This is a genomic window from Mycolicibacterium sp. XJ662, assembly GCF_053484035.1.
Genome location: NZ_JBEFTL010000003.1, coordinates 221459 through 240975, shown reverse-complemented (window position 1 = coordinate 240975; position 19517 = coordinate 221459). Strand labels below are relative to the sequence as shown.

The 19517-nt window shown below is 67.6% G+C and carries 19 protein-coding genes; 14 read left to right on the top strand and 5 right to left on the bottom strand.

The genetic code is table 11. The features are described from left to right. Nucleotides 1-9: 9 nt before the first annotated feature. Nucleotides 10-1122: an epoxide hydrolase family protein gene (locus ABQE93_RS12030; protein ID WP_448407684.1), complete on the bottom strand. Its 1113-nt coding sequence runs from the start codon at nucleotides 1120-1122 to the stop codon at nucleotides 10-12. Between the two features lie 127 nt (nucleotides 1123-1249). On the opposite strand from ABQE93_RS12030, the gene ABQE93_RS12025 reads away from it, so the two are divergent. After that, the gene (locus tag ABQE93_RS12025; RefSeq protein WP_448407685.1) at nucleotides 1250-1498 is read left to right on the top strand and encodes a hypothetical protein; all 249 of its coding nucleotides are present in this window, start codon (nucleotides 1250-1252) and stop codon (nucleotides 1496-1498) included. Here the strand turns inward: ABQE93_RS12025 and ABQE93_RS12020 are convergent. Both ABQE93_RS12020 and ABQE93_RS12015 read right to left on the bottom strand, forming a co-directional pair. Continuing rightward, the gene (locus tag ABQE93_RS12020) at nucleotides 1495-2187 is read right to left on the bottom strand and encodes a hypothetical protein (protein WP_448407686.1); all 693 of its coding nucleotides are present in this window, start codon (nucleotides 2185-2187) and stop codon (nucleotides 1495-1497) included. The two genes, ABQE93_RS12025 and ABQE93_RS12020, sit on opposite strands and share 4 nt — an antisense overlap. A 34-nt stretch (nucleotides 2188-2221) precedes the next feature. After that, nucleotides 2222-3691 (bottom strand): carboxyl transferase domain-containing protein, encoded by a 1470-nt coding sequence (locus tag ABQE93_RS12015; protein WP_448407687.1) that lies wholly within the window; start codon nucleotides 3689-3691, stop codon nucleotides 2222-2224. A 133-nt stretch (nucleotides 3692-3824) separates the two neighbouring features. Between ABQE93_RS12015 and ABQE93_RS12010 the strand changes: the two genes are divergently transcribed. Genes ABQE93_RS12010 through ABQE93_RS11980 form a run of 7 tightly spaced genes read left to right on the top strand, consistent with a single transcriptional unit; the run spans nucleotide 3825 to nucleotide 11633 of the window. Continuing rightward, nucleotides 3825-5048 (top strand): MFS transporter, encoded by a 1224-nt coding sequence (locus tag ABQE93_RS12010; protein ID WP_448408046.1) that lies wholly within the window; start codon nucleotides 3825-3827, stop codon nucleotides 5046-5048. Beyond that, nucleotides 5045-6040 carry a thiamine pyrophosphate-dependent dehydrogenase E1 component subunit alpha gene (locus tag ABQE93_RS12005; protein WP_448407688.1) on the top strand — a complete coding sequence of 332 codons (996 nt, stop codon included), beginning with the start codon at nucleotides 5045-5047 and terminating at the stop codon, nucleotides 6038-6040. Before ABQE93_RS12010 ends, ABQE93_RS12005 begins: the two co-directional genes overlap by 4 nt. Beyond that, nucleotides 6037-7056 (top strand): alpha-ketoacid dehydrogenase subunit beta, encoded by a 1020-nt coding sequence (locus ABQE93_RS12000; protein WP_448407690.1) that lies wholly within the window; start codon nucleotides 6037-6039, stop codon nucleotides 7054-7056. The genes ABQE93_RS12005 and ABQE93_RS12000 overlap by 4 nt, the downstream gene beginning before the upstream one ends. Next, nucleotides 7053-7817 (top strand): SDR family NAD(P)-dependent oxidoreductase, encoded by a 765-nt coding sequence (locus ABQE93_RS11995; protein WP_448407692.1) that lies wholly within the window; start codon nucleotides 7053-7055, stop codon nucleotides 7815-7817. The genes ABQE93_RS12000 and ABQE93_RS11995 overlap by 4 nt, the downstream gene beginning before the upstream one ends. Next, nucleotides 7814-9118, top strand: a complete 1305-nt coding sequence (locus ABQE93_RS11990) for an ATP-grasp domain-containing protein (RefSeq protein WP_448407695.1) — start codon at nucleotides 7814-7816, stop codon at nucleotides 9116-9118. Before ABQE93_RS11995 ends, ABQE93_RS11990 begins: the two co-directional genes overlap by 4 nt. After that, nucleotides 9115-10368, top strand: a complete 1254-nt coding sequence (locus ABQE93_RS11985; RefSeq protein ID WP_448407697.1) for an ATP-grasp domain-containing protein — start codon at nucleotides 9115-9117, stop codon at nucleotides 10366-10368. Before ABQE93_RS11990 ends, ABQE93_RS11985 begins: the two co-directional genes overlap by 4 nt. 59 nt (nucleotides 10369-10427) lie before the next feature. Then, nucleotides 10428-11633, top strand: coding sequence for a sensor histidine kinase (locus ABQE93_RS11980; protein WP_448407699.1), 1206 nt, complete (start codon nucleotides 10428-10430; stop codon nucleotides 11631-11633). On the opposite strand, the gene ABQE93_RS11975 is transcribed toward ABQE93_RS11980, so the two are convergent. Then, nucleotides 11622-12260 (bottom strand): response regulator transcription factor, encoded by a 639-nt coding sequence (locus ABQE93_RS11975; RefSeq protein ID WP_448407701.1) that lies wholly within the window; start codon nucleotides 12258-12260, stop codon nucleotides 11622-11624. The two genes, ABQE93_RS11980 and ABQE93_RS11975, sit on opposite strands and share 12 nt — an antisense overlap. A 145-nt stretch (nucleotides 12261-12405) precedes the next feature. Between ABQE93_RS11975 and ABQE93_RS11970 the strand changes: the two genes are divergently transcribed. From ABQE93_RS11970 to ABQE93_RS11945, 6 genes are read left to right on the top strand one after another with little or no spacing between them, the layout of a single operon-like run. Beyond that, complete coding sequence (locus ABQE93_RS11970; RefSeq protein WP_448407703.1) at nucleotides 12406-13140, top strand: enoyl-CoA hydratase; 735 nt, start codon at nucleotides 12406-12408, stop codon at nucleotides 13138-13140. Next, nucleotides 13141-14256: an MBL fold metallo-hydrolase gene (locus ABQE93_RS11965; protein ID WP_448407704.1), complete on the top strand. Its 1116-nt coding sequence runs from the start codon at nucleotides 13141-13143 to the stop codon at nucleotides 14254-14256. 47 nt (nucleotides 14257-14303) lie between these two features. After that, a complete protein-coding gene (locus ABQE93_RS11960; protein ID WP_448407706.1) occupies nucleotides 14304-15890 on the top strand; it encodes a serine hydrolase in 1587 nt (528 codons plus the stop codon). Further along, complete coding sequence (locus tag ABQE93_RS11955; protein WP_448407708.1) at nucleotides 15887-18280, top strand: cation-translocating P-type ATPase; 2394 nt, start codon at nucleotides 15887-15889, stop codon at nucleotides 18278-18280. The genes ABQE93_RS11960 and ABQE93_RS11955 overlap by 4 nt, the downstream gene beginning before the upstream one ends. 10 nt (nucleotides 18281-18290) lie before the next feature. Continuing rightward, nucleotides 18291-18479, top strand: coding sequence for an antitoxin (locus ABQE93_RS11950; protein ID WP_448407709.1), 189 nt, complete (start codon nucleotides 18291-18293; stop codon nucleotides 18477-18479). Nucleotides 18480-18482: 3 nt separating this feature from the next. After that, the gene (locus ABQE93_RS11945) at nucleotides 18483-18926 is read left to right on the top strand and encodes a type II toxin-antitoxin system Rv0910 family toxin (RefSeq protein WP_448407710.1); all 444 of its coding nucleotides are present in this window, start codon (nucleotides 18483-18485) and stop codon (nucleotides 18924-18926) included. Between the two features lie 21 nt (nucleotides 18927-18947). Here the strand turns inward: ABQE93_RS11945 and ABQE93_RS11940 are convergent, their stop codons facing one another. Further along, nucleotides 18948-19517 carry an isomerase gene (locus ABQE93_RS11940; protein ID WP_448407711.1) on the bottom strand — a complete coding sequence of 190 codons (570 nt, stop codon included), beginning with the start codon at nucleotides 19515-19517 and terminating at the stop codon, nucleotides 18948-18950.

Sequence of the window (19517 nt, the reverse complement as noted above, 5' to 3'; positions counted from 1 at the left end):
CTGGGGCGTTCAACCAGAGAAACCGCCGAAGAACGTGCTGACGTCCTCGACGAACAACTCCGGCTGCTCGAACGCGGCGAAATGCCCGCCGCGCGGCATCGTCGTCCAGTGCGTGATGTTGTATCCGGCTTCGCACCAGCTGCGCGGCGCCTTGAGGATCTCCTTGGGGAAAGCCGCGACACCAGTGGGCAATTCGACGCGGTCGAACCCGCCGAACGCGTGAAAGCTCTCCCAGTACAGCCGCCCCGAGGACGCGCCCGAGGCGGTGAGCCAGTACAGCATCACGTTGTCGAGCAGCTCATCGCGGCTCAACACGTTCTCGGGGTGGCCGTCGCAGTCCATCCACGACCAGAACTTCTCGACGATCCACGCCAGCTGCCCCACCGGCGAGTCGACCAGCCCGTAGCCCAGGGTCTGGGGCCGCGTCGCCTGCTGTTTGGAGTAGCCCGAATCCCACTTCTGGTAGTAGTCCGCGCGCTCGAGGGCCTGCTTCTCCTCCTCGGTCGGATTGTCCAATTTGCCAGGGGGGAAGCCCAGCGGCATGTTCGTGTGGATGGCCACGCATCGGCTGCTGTCGCCGTTGCGGCCGATCTGGGTGGTCACCGCCGAACCCCAGTCGCCGCCCTGGGCGCCGTAGCGCTGATAGCCCAGCCGGCCCATCAGCGTGTCCCACGCCGTCGCGATCTTCTCGATACCCCAACCGGTTTGGTTCGGTTTACCGGAAAAGCCGTACCCGGGCAGCGACGGGCACACCACGTCGAAGCCGCGCTCGTTGAGCGGTTCGATCACCTTGTGGAACTCGACCACCGACCCGGGCCAGCCGTGGGTGATCAGCAACGGAAACGCATCCTTGCGGCCGGATTTCTGGTGGATGAAATGGATGTCGAGCCCGTCGATTTCGGTGGTGAAGTGGTCGAATCGGTTGAGTGCGGCTTCGCGGGCGCGCCAGTCGTAGGTGTTGGCCCAGTAGTCGGCCAACTCACGCGTGTAGGCCAACGGGATGCCTTGGCTCCAGTCGTCGACGCATTCGGCCTCGGGCCACCGGGTGCGGGTCAACCGCTCGCGCAGGTCGTCGAGGTCGGAGTCAGCAACGGCGATGGAAAACGGGGTGATCGCGGGCATGTTGGCGATCTTGCCGCCCACACTGCGGTGAGGGCGTGAGATTCGTCTGAATCGCGATCTGTACGCAGTATCGGCGCACCATGGGAACCTTGGCCGAACTTCACGCGGGAACGGGTATAGCTGAAGCATGACGATTTCGACCGACGATGTGCGCCGGCTGCTGCAGGCCGACGGCGATCACGTCATCCTGGTGCTGGTGGAGGGCCGCGCCGAGGTCATCGGCGCAGGACAGTTGGCGTCCGAGAAGTACCGCGGTGCCCTCGAAGTGGTGTCTCGCGAGGATCTGGTGGCCCGCATCGGCGCAGACCCCTCTGAGCGTGAGTTGACCGAGCAGGCCACGATTCTCGACGCCGCAGTGTCCGAGCTGGGCGGCTAAGCCTCGATCTCGCCGGCGATCTTGCGTTCGATGCTGGCCCTGGTCGCCGCGGGCAGCACGATGAGCCCGTCGAGTTCTTTTTGCGCCCTGGCATAGGCGCTCTTGCGTTCCTCGTGGGTGGCCCCGCCGTCGGAGGCCAGCCGTAGCAGGTGCTGCGCGCGGTCCAGGCGGTCGCGGTCCTCTGCGGAGAAGTCGCTGCGCCGCCTGCGTATCGCCTCGGCTTCGGCCACGTCGAACGCCGTGACGTATTCGTGGACGGCGTCGCGGTAGTCGAGCTGGGCGCCGCGGTCCCCGAGGATGTCGTCGACGGCGTCGGGGCGCAGCAGGTCGGCGTGGCTGCGGGCCTTGTGAAACGCGATGGTCAACGGATCGCGCATATCGGTCATCAGCGGAAAGTCCAACAGCTTGGCGACGTCGATCTCGTAGTCCAGCCAGCGCGCGTCGGTGCCGTCGTGGCGCTGCATCACCTTGGCCATTTCGCGCCGGTTGGCCGCTTCGTTCTCCCGCGACCGGCCCGACGCCTCGGCGAGGGCAACCTTCGTCTGTTGCTTGATGCGGTAACGCTCGAGTCGCCGTTGTGCGCGACGCTCATTGGCCGCCGCGACCGCCCGCACGCCGCCGCCGATCGCGCCGCCGAGCGGAAAGATCAGCCACCAGAAGTTTCCCGCGAAATGAAGCAGGGATTCCACAACCCCAGCATGCCACCTTTCGGTGTCGCACCCGCTACAAGCCGATGCGGCGATACCGCGCCAACCGCGCCGACAGCCGCTGACCGTCGGGGATCGACCGCAGCGCGTGCAGTTCGTTGGCGATGGTCGCCGACAGCCGTTGGGTGAACTCCATCGGCTCGTCGGCCGCATCAGGGCGCTCCGGCACGATCGCGTCGACGACACCGTGGCGCTGCAGGTCCACCGACCGGATACCTTGTGCCCCAGCAAGTTCCGCCGCGTGATCGATATCGCGGTACACGATGGCGCTGGCCCCTTCGGGGGGCAGCGGCGCCAACCAGCCGTGCAGCGCGGCCAGGACCCGGTCGGCGGGCACCATCGCCAGTGCCGGCCCGCCGCTGCCCTGACCCAGCAGCACCGACACCGTCGGGGTGTCCAGCGTGACGAGTTCGGTGAGACACCTTGCGATTTCGCTCGCCAGCCCGCCTTGTTCGGCTTCGACGGTGAGCGCGGGCCCGGCCGTGTCGATGACCAGCACCAGCGGCAGCTTCAGGCCGGCCGCCAACGCCATGCCGCGGCGCGCTTCCCGTAGCGCGGCCGGTCCGACCATGCCGCCCACCACGCGCTGCTGACCGAGCACGACGGCGGGTTGACCGCCGAATCTGGCCAGCGCCAGCAGCGTCGTCGCCGCCTCACCCTGTCCGGTGCCCGACAGCAGCACCCGGTCGGTCGTTCCGTGCCGCAGGAGAAAGCCGACGCCGGGACGGTCGGGCCGCCGTGAGGCTTCGACCGACTCCCACGCGGGCACGTCGGGCAGCGGTTCGGGTTCGGGCGCCGGCGGCGGCGCCCCAGGGGTGTCGGCGACGACGCGCAGCGTGCGGTCCAGCGTCGAGCGCACCGCGTCCAGCGGGACCACGCCGTCGATGACGCCGTGGCGCTGCAGGTTCTCCGCTGTCTGGATGCCCGGCGGAAACGGCTCACCGTAGAGGTGCTCGTAGACGCGGGGGCCGAGGAAGCCGACGAGCGCCTCGGGTTCGGAGGCGGTGACGTGCCCCAGCGACCCCCACGACGCGAACACGCCGCCGGTCGTCGGATGGCGCAGATACACCAGGTACGGCAGGTGCGCCTTTTTGTGCAGCTCGACGGCCGCCGCGATCTTGACCATCTGCAGGAACGCGACGGTGCCCTCCTGCATGCGGGTGCCGCCCGAACTCGGCGAGGCCAGCAGCGGCAACCGCTCGGCCGTCGCCCGCGCCACCGCGACGGTGATCCGTTCGGCCGCGGCCACGCCGATGGAACCGGCCAGGAAGTCGAACTCGCACAACACCACCGCGACCCGCCGCCCGTGCACCCTGCCCTCGCCGGTAACGACCGACTCGTCGAGGCCGGTTTTGGCGGTGGCGGCGGCCAGCTCGCGACGATACGAGTCGGTGGTCGCGATCGGCAGCGGCGAGACGTCCCAGCTGCGAAACGAGCCGTCGTCGAGGACGGCGTCGCGCAGCTCGAGGGCACCGATACGGCTCACCCGATGAGGCTAACCCGGCCGCTTGCGGCCAGGGGTCCTCCGATTGTAGGAGGGCGTCTCATCAATCGGTGGGCTCGAACGCAGGATGTTCGCGCAGGTAAGGGGCTTTTACGGTCAGTTCGTGACCACAACGTTGTCCACCACAGACAAGTTTCCGGCGACGGAGATCGCAACGGAGCCCGGCTACCCGCCGGCGATCTGGGTGCTCTTGGGGGGCAACTTCCTGGTGCGGGTCCTGGGGTTCGCCTACCCGTTCATGGCTTACCACGTCGCTCATAACGGGCACGGGGCCACCGCGGTCGGTGTGGTGCTAGCGGCGTTCGGCGTGGGCTGGGTGGTCGGGCAACTCGTGTGCGGCTTGCTGGTCGACCGCATCGGCGGACGCTCCACCCTCATCGCCTCCATGCTGTTCGCCGCGGTCCTGCTGACGTTGCTGGCGGGCGCCCACAGCGTGCTGGCGCTGTTGGTCGGGGCCACGCTCGCCGGCGTGGTGTACGACGCGCCACGACCGGTTGTCTCCGCGGCGATCACCGAGCTGATTCCCGATCCCGAGAAGCGCGCGAAGGTCGACGCCTTGCGCTACGGATGCGTGATGAACGCCGGAGCCGCCATCACCGGCGCGCTGGGCGGGCTGCTCGCCGACCGGATCGGCACCCCGACGCTGTATCTGATCAACGCGGCCGCGTGCGCGGTGTTGGCTCTGGTGGCGCTGGCCTGTATCGCTCCCGATGTGCGCCGTCCCGCGGCGTTGAAGAAGTCCACGTACCGCCAAGCGTTTTCCGATCCGCGACTGGTCCTGCTGCTGGTGTCCAGTGTGGCGACGCTGACCGCGCTGATGGGCCTGTACGCCGCGATGCCGATGCTGATGACCGCCGCCGGGCTCGACGTCGGTTCCTACGGTCTCGCCCAGCTGGCCAACGCACTGGCCGTTTTTCTGCTCACGCCGCTCATCGCACCGTGGCTGAGTGTGCGCGTGGCGTCGCGTCCGCGACTGGACATCCTGGCCGCCGCCGGGCTGTGGGCGACCCTGTGCATGGCGATGGCGAGCTTCGCCCACACGACCGCCGAGTTCAGCGTGGCCGCCGCGGCCTGTGCCCCCGGAGAAATCGCCTGGTTCGTCGTCGGCGCCAGCATCGTGCACCGCATCGCGCCGCCGGCGCAGAGCGGGCGCTACCACGGCCTCTGGGGAATGGCGCTGGCCGTTGCGGCGGTCACCGCCCCCGTGCTGGCGTCCTACAGCCTGGGCCACGGCGGGCCCACCCTCATGGCGATCACCGTCATGGTCGTCGGTTTGACCGGAGCGGCTCTGTGCGCGCCGCTAGCCCAAGCGCTGGAGTTAAGGAGTCACACGAAATGATCAGCACCGCAACACGACTCGTCGATGAAAAGAGCGACCTGCTCGAACTCTACCGGCGCATGTGCGTCCTGCGCGAGCTCGACATCGTGCTCGAGGAATTGCGTGCCGAGGGCCTGGTCAAGGGGCCGATGCATGTGGGGTTCGGCCAGGAGGCCGCGGGCATCGGTGCCACCGCCGCGCTGCGTGACGGCGATATCACCACGGCGACGCATCGCCCCCACGCCCAATATGTCGGCCTGGGGCTTCCGCTAGGTCCGACGGTCGCCGAGATGATGGGCCGCGCCGACGGCCAGTGCGGCGGCCGGGGCGGACACATGCTCATCACCGATCCGGACTACGGGCTGCTCGCTCCCTCCGGCATCATCGGCCACTCGCTGCTGTTGGCCGTCGGCCATGGCTACGCTCAGCGGCTCGCCGGCGACGGCCGCGTCACGCTCTGCGTCACCGGGGACGGGGCCGTGAACTCCGGCGCTTTCAACGAGGCGGTGAACATGGCCGCGCTCTGGCGGCTGCCCGTCGTGATCTTCGTCGAGAACAACCAATACGCGTTGAGCGTGCGCCTCGACCGGCACGTACGGCAGACCGAGTTGTACCGCCGGGCCGAGGGATACGGCATACCCGGGGTTCGGGTCGACGGCAACGACGTCGAAGCGGTGCACCGCTGCGTGGCCGGTGCGGTGGCACGCGCTCGCGTCGGCGGCGGACCCACGCTGGTGGAAGCCGTCACCTACCGCGCCGCGGTGTTCTCCGGGGCCGACCGTGGCGGATACCGGGACTGCGCCGAGGGGGCCGGGTTCATCGATCCCCTCGAGGTGGCCCGGAGACGACTCGTCGACGCGGGCATCAGCCCCGATCAGGTCGACGCCGTGGAACGCGTGGCCCGCAGACAGGTCGACGACGCCGTCGAGTTCGCCAAGGCCAGCCCGTGGCCGGACCCCGCTGAACTCACCGACATTGCAACGAAATGGGACGGAAGGGAGCCCCGGTCATGAAGCACATGACATATGCGCAAGCGCTGAACGATGCGCTGCGCCAAGAGATGCGACGCGACCCGCGAGTCATCGTGCTCGGCCAGGACGTGGCGGTGTACGGAGGCATCTTCGGCGCCACCCAAGGTCTGCTCGACGAGTTCGGTTCCGCCCGTGTGGTGGACACCCCGATCTCCGAGAACGGCATCGTCGGCGCCGCGATCGGCATGGCGATCTCGGGCCTGCGGCCCGTCGTGGAGATCATGTACAGCGATTTCCTCTGCCTGGCCATGGACAGCCTCGCCAACGCAGCGTCGGTTTTCCCTTTCGTCACCCAGGATCGGGTCACCGTGCCGCTCGTGGTGCGCACGCAGGGCGGCCCCGGTGGGAACGCCGGACCTCAGCACTCGAAGTCCCTCGAGCAGTGGACCGCGCACCTCCCGGGAATTCACACCGTCCTGCCCAGCAGTCCCGCCGATGCCAAAGGCCTGCTCACTTCGGCACTGCGGTCGACGGACCCGGTCATCATGTTCGAACACAAGAAGCTCTACGGCACTGAGGGTTTGGTGCCCGACGGAGAGTACGTCACGCCCCTGGGAGCGGCGGCCGTGGTGCAGGAGGGCACTGATGTCAGCATCATCGCCGTCTCCGGCATGGTGCGGCATGCCCTGACCGCGGCGGCCGAGCTGTCGACGCGCGGCGTGAGCGCTGAGGTAATCGATGTCCGCTCGCTGCGCCCGCTCGACACCGCCACGCTCGTCGCCTCGGCGCGCAAGACCGGCCATGTCGTGGTGGCCGCCGAGACCTGGCTGCGCTACGGGCCCACCGCGGAGATCGCCGCCGTCATCATGGCGGAGGCGTTCGAGGAACTGCGCGCGCCTGTCGCCCGAGTCGGTGCCGCCGCGGTGCCCTATCCGGCCAGTCCGGCCCTCGAACCCGCGGTCCTCGGCGGTGCCGACGACATCGTGCACGCCGCCCAGTCGCTCGTGACGACTCGCATGATGCGCACCCGCCCAGCCGAATTGAGGCACAGCGCATGACCGGGCGCTTTGTAGACAAAGTCGTCCTGGTCACCGGGGCCGGCACCGGGATAGGACGGGCCACCGCATGTCGCTTCGCGCGAGAGGGTGCGACGGTGGTCGTCGCCGGCCGACGGCTCGAGCCTCTGCGGGAAACGGTGTCGCTCATCGAGTCTGACGGCGGAAAGGCCCAAGCCTTTCAGGTCGACGTCACCCGCGAAGACGACGTCGCCCGGCTCATCGACACAATCGTCATCCGCAACGGCGGGTTGGATGCCGCCTGCAACAACGCCGGGGTACCGGGATCGGGCAAGCCCTCCGACGGCTACGACCTGGACCACTGGCGGCGCATCGTGGACACCAACCTGCAAGGCGTCTGGCTGTCGATGAAGCACGAAATCGCCCATATGCGCGCCAATTCCGGGGGTGCCATCGTCAACGTGGCCTCCATCGCCGGCATCGTCGGCTACTACCACTCGGCCCCCTATACCGCCAGCAAGCACGGCGTGGTGGGGCTCAGTCGGGCCGCGGCAATCGATCACGCCACGGAGGGGATCCGCGTGAACGCCGTCTGCCCGGGCCCGATCTCGACCCCGATGCTGATCGAAGCCAAAGCCGCGCGCGGACCGGCGGCCGACGACTTCTACCAATCCCACATACCGATGGGACGACTTGGCCGACCGGAAGAGGTCGCCCATGCAGTGGTGTGGCTCGCTTCAACCGAAGCAGCCTATGTAACCGGACAGGCATTGGCCGTTGACGGAGGATGGACAGCCCAATGAAGACACCGAACGCAACAATTCCGATGAACCACAACCAGTCTCGCTACATCGTCCTGGTCGACACCTATGGGGCGGCCTCGCGCCTTGCGCCGGCCTTTCAGGCCGTGGGCTACAGCCCCATCCGCGTGCAGAGCACTCCCGAGGTCCCCACGGTCTACCGCGGCCGGCCCGACCGATTCCCCTTCGTTGCCGACATCGTCCACCGCGGCGACCTCGCGGCCACCATCAGTGCCCTGTTGCCGTTCGATCCCGTCGCCGTCCTCCCAGGCTGCGAACCGGGTGTGGAATTGGCCGATGCGCTGAGCGAGGCGCTGAACCCGCTGACCGGCACGCCGAGCAACGGCACGGCGCTCAGCTCGGCGCGGCGCAACAAGTTCGAGATGATCGAGCGGATCAAATCCCAAGGGCTGCAGGGGGCTCGCCAGATCCTCGTCGAGAGCGAGGAACAGTTACGCGAATGGCACACCCAACTTGGCGGGATGGCGATTCTCAAGCCGTTGCGTAGCTCGTCCAATGACGGCGTCACCTGGTGCGCCACCCCGGACGACTCCGTGCGGGCGTTTCGCCGACTGCACGGCCGGGAGAACATCAACTCCGAAGCTGCGGACGGCGTCGTCGCGCAGGAATACCTCGTCGGCGCTGAATACCTGGTCAACACGGTCAGCCGGGACGGCCGGCACCACGTCACCGACATCTGGAAAACGCATCGCATCAGTGCTAATGGCGTGTCAGACCTCATGGTGGCCTGCCAAATCATGCCCGCCACCGGCGAAGTGCAGGACAAGCTCGTTTCGTACGCGTTCGACGTGCTCGACGCGCTCGAAATCCGCCATGGCGCTGGACACATCGAAATCAAGACCACGCCCACCGGCCCCTCCCTCGTCGAAGTGGGGGCGCGGATGGCCGGCCAGGACATCCCCGGATTCGCGGGTCTTGCGATCGGTGAGTCGCAGGTCGACTGGATGGTGGACGCCTATGTGCGACCAGAGCGCTTCAAACAACGCTGCCGGCTCCCATATCGGCTGAAGCGCAGCTTCGCCTGGGCCAAGATGGTCGCCCCGGCCAGCGGAACGTTGGTCTCCTACCGCGGTCTGCAGGCCATCAAGGAGCTGGAGAGCTTCCGCGACATCCAATTCCAGGTGCACCCCGGACAACAACTGCAGCGAACCGTCGACGACAGCACGTACCCCGTCACGGTGACGCTGATGCACGGGGTGGACGACATCCTGCTACGAGACCTCTGGACGCTGCGCTACATCGACGGTGAGCACTTCTACGAACTGAAAGGAAACGCATCATGATCGTCGTTCTGTCCCTCTACCGCCCGCGCTTGGAAGACCATCTCGCCGCGCAGGGCGAAAAGATCCTTGCCCTGATTCCGGAGAGCATGCGCACCGCGCGGGAGGCCAGCGACCCGGGGTACCCCGTAAGGACCATCGAACGATGGGATGACTACAACGAACTCACCCGCCTCGCAGCCGAATTCGAAAGCCTCGGGGTGACGGCCGTCGCCACTATCGACGAGCCGTGCATTCGCGCAGCCGCATTTCTGAGGGATCTGTTGGGGCTACCCGGTCAGGACCACGAGAGCGCGGTCGCGTGCACCGACAAGTCGGTGATGAAGCGGCGCCTGGCCGCCCGCGGCATCCCGGTCGCCGAGCACCGCATCGTGCACAGCGTCGCGGAGATCCGGGAGTTCCAGGACGAGATCGGCGACGTCATCGTCGTCAAACCTCGAAGTGGTTTCGGCACCATCAACACTCATCGGGTCGACCGGCACGATTTCGACCACCTCACCGCGGCGGGCGCGTTCGCCCCGCCGCGCGACCTGCCGGAGTACTTCCGCTCCACGTCGATGATGTCAGACCTTGGCCGGGTCAGTTACCTCGTCGAGCGCTATGTCGACGTGGTCGCCGAATATCACTGCGAGCTGTTGCTGCACGAGGGCGAGGAGGTGCATTGCCTGGCCGCCCGCTACACCAACCCGGTCCTGGCGGACCATGCGGTCGGATCGGTGTGGCTGCATCACCAATCGGTCGAGGCCGCCGAGGTGCGCAAGCTCACCCGCGCGGCCGCGTCCGCATTGGGCATGACACACGGCTTCGGGCACTGCGAAGTCTTCCGGGACCGAACCGGCCGGTGGTTTGTCGGTGAGTTCGCGTCTCGCCCCGGTGGATTGATGATCCCCCGCTCGCTGAAGCTGAGTTACGGGATCGACAACCTGGCCCTGCTGGCCGACCAGCTCGCCGGCCGCACGCCCCGTAAACAACTACCGGACCGCCGTGTTCCCGGCGCGATTGCTTGGCTCGCCATCCCCGTCGAACCCGGCGTGATCACCGACATGCCCGATGAGGCGCAGCTGCTCAGCCTGCCGGGCGTCATCGACGCCGAGATCGTGATGCGGCCGGGGGATTCCAGCAAGGGCCTGACCGCCGGGTCGATGTATCACGCCGCCTACGTCTTCTGTGTCGGCGAGAACGCGCAAGAAGCCGAAGACTTCGCCAAACATGCTCAGCGAGCCTGTCGCGTCGCGGTCGACCGGGCGGCGTGACGGTCGGCGATCCCGTAGAACCCACGGTGAAAAGGGCTGAGGTCTGCGAAGGTGGCGCGATGACGGCGATCGGCGCTGACGTCGACGGCAGTGACGTGCGCGAAATCCGGAAGAACCATCAAATGCTGTCGGTGCGCGCCGCCGCGTTGCTTCGGCTGGCAGTGGTGGGGCTGATGGTTGGTGCCATGGTGCTTGGCACCCGCACGCACGAGTGGTTTGCGCAATCGGTACTGGTGGCCTCGTACGGCGCCGGCGCCATCTGGGTGGCGGTGTTGGCGTTCCGGAAGGGAGCCTCGGCGGCCCGTCCCACCACCCGGACGGTGATCGCCGTCGGAGACGTCGCCGCGATCGGCCTCTTCCAGCTGCTGTCGGACGGCGGATACACACCGCTGGCGGTGATGGTCTTGCTAGCGCTGCTGGTGGTGCTGGAGGTATCGGCACGCCGGGCCGCGGTCGTCCTCGCTGTCAGCGTGGTGGCCTTCACCGCCGTCGTGGTCTTCGATCCGGTGATGTTGCCGCAGCTCGGTTGGGCCGAAGCTCTTTTCGTCTGCGGGTTGTTCGCGTTTCTGTGCTGTACCGTGCTGGCCGTTGTCACCGCCCAGCAGCGGCGTCTCGATGAGATCGAGCGGCTCAGCGCGTCGCGTCGGGCACTGCTGGCGGACACGATGACGGCCTTCGACAGTGAGCGGCGCCAGCTCTCGGAATCCCTGCATGACGGTCCGTTGCAACTGGTGATGGCCGCGCGGCTCGACATCAGCGAAGCGGCGAAGACATCCACCGACGACCGTTTACAGCGCGCGTTGAGCAGCCTGCGTACCGTCATCGGCCGCATGCGCGAGGCGACGTTTCTGCTCCATCCGTCGGTGCTCGATCAGGCAGGTCTCGCCGTCGCCACCCAGAAACTGGCGTCGATCACCGAAGACCGCTCCGGCATTGACATCTCGGTGGAGGTTGACTACCCGGTCCGCAGCTCGATCGACGCACTCGTCTTCGCCGTGATGCGCGAGCTGGTCTCCAACGTGGAGCGACACTCCCGTGCGACCCAGGCCCGCATCGCGCTCCGCGCGCAAGACGGGATGTGTGTCCTCGATGTGGTGGACGACGGCGTCGGAATCTCGCGGGAGACGTTGAGCCGCCGACTGGCCGAAGGGCACATCGGCATCGCCTCGCACCGAACACGCGTGGAAGCCGCGGGCGGCAGGATGACCATGATCGGGACGGACGTGGGCACCCACGTTCGGGTCGAGGTGCCGTTACTCGAGTAGCCGGCGCCGCATCGCCTCCGCGACGGCCGCGGCGCGGTCGGACACCCCCAGCTTCTCGTACAGGTTCTGCACGTGGGTACGGACCGTCGTCGGTGCGAGGTGCAACTGGGTGGCGATCTGGGGTACCGATAGCCCGTCCGCCATCATCCGGACCGTTTCGAGTTCCCGCGGCGACAGCAAGGCGGAGTTCCCCTTCGCCCGCTGCTTGAGTTCGTTGGCGAGTCCGCTGGCCAACGACGTCGGAACGTATCCGTCGCCCTTGGCGCAGCTGACGATCGCCGCCACGATTTCGTTGCTGTCGGACTCCTTGGTGAGGTAGCCGCTGGCGCCGGCGGACAGGGCCTGGTACACCAGCGGGGCGTCGTCGAACGCGCTGAGCAGGATGACGTGGGTCGGCAGATCGTCGCGTGCCACCGCATTCACCACGTCGAGGCCGTCGAGGTCCGGCATCCGGTAGTCGAGCAGCGCGACCGCCGGCCGGTGCTCCCGGATGGCGGCAAGCGCGTTACGACCATCGCTGACCTCGGCGACGACCTCAAACCGACCGCTTTCTTTCAAAACACGCACGACGCCGGTCCGATACACCGGGTGGTCATCGGCGACGACGACGGTGATGTGCCCGGCCATGGGGCCATCTTCGCACCGGAACGGCGCCTTGTATCCGTTTAGAGCGACCACCGCGGGCCAGATCGAAAACGGTCGTGGGGTTGCTGAGGTCAGCTAAGTAACGCGGGTGCGTGTGCGTCCAACAAGGCTCGTTACGCTTAGCCCCATGATTGGTGTGACCAGAGACGGTGCGGTGATGACGCTGGAGATGCAGCGCGCCGAGCGCCGCAACGCGCTGAACGGCGAGTTGGTCGATAGCCTGCGCGAAGCGGTCGAGAAGGCCGCTGCCGAAGACGTCCGGGCGATCGTGTTGACCGGGCAGGGTGCGGTGTTCAGCGCGGGCGCCGACCTGTCGGACCCGTCGGGGGTCGCCGACGAGCTGCCCGACAAGGCCAAGGCGCTCAACCTCGCCATCGACAAGACCCCGGTCCCCGTCATCGGCGCGATCAACGGACCCGCGATCGGCGCCGGCGTCATCTTGTCGATGATCTGCGATCTGCGGGTCGTGGCGCCCGAGGCGTACTTTCAGTTCCCGGTCGCGAAATACGGTTTGGCGCTGGACAACTGGAGCATCCGGCGGTTGACCTCGCTGGTCGGTGCCGGCCGTGCGCGAGGGATGCTGCTGGGCGCCGAGCGGCTCACCGCCGACGTCGCGCTGCAGACCGGGATGGCCAATCGTCTTGGCACGCTGGCGGATGCGCAGGCGTGGGCCGCCGAGGTCGCCGGCTACGCGCCGCTGGCGTTGCAGCACGCCAAGCGGGTACTCAACGACGATGGGGCATACGAGGACCCCTGGCCCGAGCACCAGGACCTGTTCGACCGGGCCTGGGCCAGCCAGGACGTCATCGAGGCGCAGGTCGCGCGCATCGAGAAACGCCCTCCGAGGTTTCAGGGGGCCTGAGTGATCCGGGCGGCCCTGCGCTTCGGCTTCGGAACGGCTTCGCTGCTGGCCGGCGGCTGGGTGCTGCGCGCGCTCAACGGTGCGCCGGCCGCGCTGGGCGCCTCGCCCGCCGAGATCGAGGCCGTGGCCCGACGGTCCCCGAACTACCGCGACGGCGTTTTCGTCAACGTCGACCCCGCCTCGTCGATCAGCCTCGACCGTGAACAGCAGCAGCTGCTGCTGCGCGAACTCCTCGGGTCGCGTGAGACCGGCAGGCCCGACGGTCCCATCCCGGTCGTCGAGCCAGCCGCCGCGGACCTGGAGCCGGCGTCGCTGGCGGTGTGTTGGTTCGGGCACTCGTCGGCCCTGATCGACATCGACGGCTACCGGGTGCTCGCCGACCCGGTGTGGAGCCGGCGCTGTTCACCGTCGCGCACGGTCGGCCCGCAGCGGCTGCACGAGGTGCCCACCCCACTGGAGGCGCTGCCCGCCGTGGACGCGGTGCTGATCAGCCACGACCACTACGACCACCTCGACATCGAGACGATCGTGGGGCTCGCCCGCGCCCAGCGGTCCCCGTTCGTCGTGCCGCTGGGGGTCGGCGCTCATCTGCGCAGGTGGGGGATACCGGAGAACCGCATCGTCGAACTGGACTGGTATGAGAGCCATCAGATCGGCGAGCTGCGGTTGGTGTGCACGCCCGCGCGGCACTTCTCGGGCCGACTGTTCACCCGCAACACCACGCTGTGGGCGTCGTGGGTGCTCACCGGCCCGCGGCACCGGGCGTTCTTCGGCGGCGACACCGGATACACCAAGAGCTTCGCCGAAATCGGGGCGGATCACGGACCCTTCGACCTGACGTTGCTGCCGATCGGCGCCTACCACCCGGCGTGGCCGGACATCCACATGAACCCCGAAGAGGCCGTCCGCGCCCACCTCGACGTCGCCGAGGCCGACTCGGGCCTGTTGGTGCCGATCCACTGGGCGACGTTCCGGCTGGCGCCCCATCCCTGGGCCGAGCCCGTCGAACGGCTGCTCAACGCCGCCGACGCCGAGCGCGTCCAGATCGCGGTGCCCAAACCGGGCCAACGCGTCGAACCGGGCACGGGGACGTTCGACCCGTGGTGGCGACTCTGACCGCAATACCGCGAGCGCACGCCTGTTTGCGGGCATACTCGCGTCTTGTGAACAAGAACCGTGCGCTCGGCGCCGTGGTCGCGGTGTTGCTGTCGACGCTGGTTGTCGGCTGCGAATCCGAATCGTCCCAATCCGCCGCACCGTCTGCCGCGCAGACCGACGTACCACCGCCGCTGGTACCGGCGATGCCGTTACCGCAGAACGCCGTCGACGACGCCGTCGCAAAGCTCGACGGCATCGCCGAGGACCTGATGGACAAGTCCGGCATCCCCGGAATGTCGGTGGCCGTGGTGCACCAGGGAAACACCGTGTACGCGAAGGGTTTCGGTGTCAAAGACGCCGGCGGAGCGACCGACGAGAACCGAGTCGACGCCGACACGGTGTTCCAGCTGGCCTCGCTGTCCAAACCGCTGGCGGCCACGGTGGTGGCGCACCAGGTCGGGGTGAACGCCGTCGACTGGAACACCCCGATCGTCGCCGAGCTGCCGTGGTTCGCCCTCTCCGATCCCGCCGTCACGCGCATGGTCACCGTCGGCGATATGCTCGCGCACCGCTCCGGGCTGCCCGACCACGCCGGTGACAAGCTCGAGGACCTCGGCTACGACCGCAGACAGGTGCTCGAGCGGCTCGTCCAGCTGCCGCTGGACCCGTTCCGGATCTCCTACGCCTACACCAACTTCGGGTTCACCGCCGGGGCCGAAGCGGTGGCGGCCAACGCCGGTAAGCCGTGGGAGCAGCTCGCCGACGAGGTGCTGTTCGCCCCGTTGGGCATGTCGTCGACCAGCTACCGCTTCGCCGACTACCAGGCCCGTCCGAACCGCGCCCTCGGCCACATCCACGTCGACGGCCGCTATCAGCCCACCTACGTCCGCGACGCCGACCCCGAGGCGCCGGCGGGCGGGGCCAGTGCTTCGGCCAACGACATGACCCGCTGGCTGGCGATGGTGCTGGCCAACGGAACCCATGACGGCAAGCAGATCATCGATGCCAAGGCGCTGCTTCCGGCGCTGACACCGCAGAGCGTCTCGAGCCGGGCGACCGAGCCGGCGATGCGGTCGGGCTTCTACGGGTACGGCTTCAACGTCAACTCGACATCGGGGGCGCGGATGGAGCTGAGCCACTCCGGGGCGTTCCTCCTCGGCGCGGGCACCAACTTCGTGATCCTGCCGTCGGCCGACGTCGGGATCGTCGTGCTCACCAACGGCTCACCGTCCGGCGTGCCCGAGGCGCTGACCGCCGAGTTCGCCGACCTCGTGCAGTTCGGTGAGGTGCGCGAGGACTGGTACCAGCTCTACAGCGAGGCCTTCGCCGAAATGATCGAGCCGCAGGGCACACTGGTCGGTGAACAGCAACCCCCGAACCCCGCTCCCGCGGCGCCGCTGGCATCGTACGTCGGCACCTACCACAACGACTACTGGGGACCGGCCAGGATCACCGAAGTCGACGGTCAGCTGCGGCTCACCCTCGGCACGAAGCTGAATGTGCCGCTGGCGCATTGGGACGGTGACAGGTTCACCTACAGCTGGGTGTCGGAGAACTCGCCGCCGGGATCGGTCAGCACGGTCACCTTCGGCGGCGACAAGCTCACCATCGAGGACTACGACGAGTTCGGCAACGGAGTGTTCGCTCGGTGACCACCGTGCTCGCAGCGGGTCTCACCGAAGACGAGGTCGCCCAGCGGATTTCGGCGGGTAAGTCCAACGACGTCCCGACCAGGGCCGCGCGCTCGGTGTCCGACATCGTGCGCGCCAACGTGTTCACTCGAATCAACGCGATCCTGGGCGTGCTGCTGATCATCGTGCTGTCCACCGGGTCGCTGATCAACGGTGCGTTCGGGTTGTTGATCATCGCCAACAGCGCGATCGGCATGATCCAGGAGCTGAGGGCCAAGCAGACGCTGGACAAGCTGGCCATCGTCGGCCAGGCCAAGCCGTTGGTGCGCAGGCGGTTTGATGGTGTCACGACATCGCAGCCGTTGCCGCCGAACGAAGTGGTGCTCGACGACATCATCGAACTCGGTCCGGGTGACCAGATCGTCGTCGACGGGGAAATCGTCGAGGAGTCCAACCTCGAAGTCGACGAGTCCCTGCTCACCGGTGAAGCCGACCCGATCGCCAAAGACCCTGGCGATTCGGTGATGTCGGGCAGCTTCGTGGTCGCGGGCAGCGGCGCGTACCGGGCCACCAAGGTCGGCCGGGAGGCCTACGCGGCCAAGCTCGCCGAGGAGGCCAGCAAGTTCACCCTGGTGAACTCCGAACTGCGCACCGGGATCAACAAGATCCTGCAGTTCATCACTTACCTGCTGATCCCCGCCGGGCTGCTGATCATCTACACCCAGCTGTTCACCACCGATGCGGGCTGGAACGAGTCGGTGTTGCGGATGGTCGGCGCCCTGGTGCCGATGGTGCCCGAGGGCCTGGTGCTGATGACCTCGATCGCCTTCGCCGTGGGCGTGATCCGGCTGGGCCGACGGCAATGCCTGGTCAACGAGTTGCCGGCGATCGAGGGGTTGGCCCGCGTCGACGTGGTGTGCGCCGACAAGACTGGCACCCTGACCGAAAACGGGATGCGCGTCGCGGATCTCAAGCAGCTCAACGAGTGTGCCGTCGCCGAGATCCTGGCCCAACTCGCCGCGGACGACGCCAGGCCCAACGCCAGCATGCAGGCCATCGCGGAGGCATATCCGGTGCCGCCGGGCTGGACGGCCACCGCCACCGCGCCGTTCAAATCGTCTACCAAGTGGAGCGGCGCATCGTATGGCGCACAAGGTAACTGGGTGATCGGCGCACCCGATGTGCTGCTGGAACCGGGGTCACAGGTGGCGGCTCAGGCCGAGGAGATCGGCGCGCACGGCCTGCGGGTGCTGCTGCTGGGCTCCAGCGACCTGCCCGTCGACCATCCGGACGCCCCGGGATGCGTCACGGGTGCGGCGTTGGTGGTGCTCGAACAGCGCATCCGGCCCGATGCTCGCGACACCCTCGATTACTTTGCTTCGCAGAAGGTTTCGGTCAAGGTCATCTCCGGCGACAACGCGGTGTCGGTCGGTGCGGTCGCGGGGACGCTGGGCCTGCACGGCCAGACCATGGACGCCCGCGAGTTACCCGAAGAACCCGACCGGCTGGCACACACCCTCGAGGGGTGCACAACGTTCGGGCGGGTGCGTCCCGACCAGAAACGCGCGATGGTGCATGCGTTGCAGTCGCGTGGTCACACGGTGGCGATGACCGGCGACGGGGTCAACGACGTGCTGGCGCTCAAGGACGCCGACATCGGGGTGGCGATGGGCTCGGGCAGCTCGGCGGCCCGGGCCGTAGCGCAGATCGTGTTGCTGGACAACAAGTTCGCCACGCTGCCGTACGTCGTCGGTGAGGGCAGGCGGGTGATCGGCAACATCGAGCGGGTCTCGAACCTGTTCTTGACCAAGACGGTGTACTCGGTGCTGCTGGCGATCCTGGTGGGTCTTGCGGGCCTGGCGTCGCGGTTCTTCGGTTCTGACCCGCTGCTCTACCCGTTTCAGCCGATCCACGTCACGATCGCGGCGTGGTTCACCATCGGCATCCCGGCGTTCATCTTGTCGTTGGCGCCCAACAACGAGCGCGCACATCCCGGGTTCGTGCGCCGGGTGATGACGGCGGCGTTGCCGTCGGGGTTGGTGATCGGCATCGCGACGTTCACCTCCTATCTGGCGGCCTACCAGGGCCGCGACGCCACGCCGACCGAACAGACACAGGCGTCGACGGCGGCGCTGATCACGCTGCTGGTCGCGGCGGTGTGGGTGCTGGCGGTGGTCGCCCGACCGTATCAGTGGTGGCGGCTTGCCCTGGTAGTGGTATCGGGCGCGGCCTATGTCGTGATCTTCGCGATCCCGCTGGCGCGCGACCTGTTCATGCTGGACCCCTCAAACGTGAAAACGACGTCGACCGCGCTGGGCATCGGACTGCTCGGGGCGGCCGCGATCGAGGTGATCTGGTGGGTGCAGGGTGCGGTTCTGGGAGAGCCGCGCAGGCTGTGGCGCTCGGAGTAGGGTGGCCACCATGGCATTTCTCGACAAGGTGAAGAATCTCGTGGCCAAGAACGCCGACAAGGTGGACACCGCCATCGACAAGGCCGGTGACATCGTCGACCAGAAGACGCAGGGCAAATACGCTCAGCACGTCGACAAGGCGCAGGACGCCGCCAAGCGCTATGTCGACAAGAGCAATCCGCAGAACCCGCAGAATTGACGCATGGCGAAATTGTCTGTCTCCGTCGATGTTCCGCTACCGCCGGAGAAGGCCTGGGAATGCGCGTCTGACCTATCCCGTTACCGGGAGTGGTTGAGCATCCACCGGGTGTGGCGCAGCAAGCTGCCCGAGACGTTGGAGAAGGGCACCACGCTGGAGTCCATCGTCGAGGTCAAGGGCATGCCCAACCGGATCAAGTGGACCATCGTCCACTTCCGGCCGCCGGAGGCGATGACCCTCAACGGTGACGGCAAGGGCGGGGTCAAGGTCAAGCTCATCGGCAAGGTCAAACCCTCGCCGACCGATCCGACCGCGGGGTCGACGGTCTCGTTCGACGTACATCTCGGCGGGCCCGCGCTGTTCGGTCCGATCGGCATGGTGGTGGCCGGCGCGCTGCGCGGCGACATCCGCGAATCGCTGGAGCGCTTCAAAACCGTGTTCGCCTGAGCCCTGCTCGCGGGGAACGGGTCAACGGCGCAGCCGGCGGCGCACCAACTTGGCGAACTCGGCCGTGGACCGGCGGACCGACTCGACCTCCAACGACACCAGCAGCGTGTCGACCATCGCGAACGGCAGCGTGGTCACCACCGCGCCGCGGCCGTACTCGAGATGCCACGAACCGGGGTGGATGGTCATCCCGCGGGCGTGGCCTTTTTCCACAATTGCGTGCTCGCCGGGGCGCAGGGTCATGCCCGTCAGGTCGTCGGACTCCAAGTCGAACGAGTCGATCCGGCCTGCCAGCAGGAACTTGTGGATCTGCACCCGCTTGTAGCGTCCCGAAAAACCTTGGGTCCCAGTGGGAGAGCCGAAGATCACGATGTACTCGCGCGGGCTGAAGTAGAGGAAGCGGACCTTGCCGAGTATCCCGCCCGCCCGGCTTCCCACCCACCGGCCCGGCGTCGGGTCGATCAGATCCGGATACTCGGCGGCCAGCAACTCGACGGTGCGGGTGACCAGTTCACCGTTTTCCAGCGGCAACCCGACGACTTCCTTGGCGACCCGGGCGAGTACTTGCGGGTCGATCCGGTAGTCGGCCAC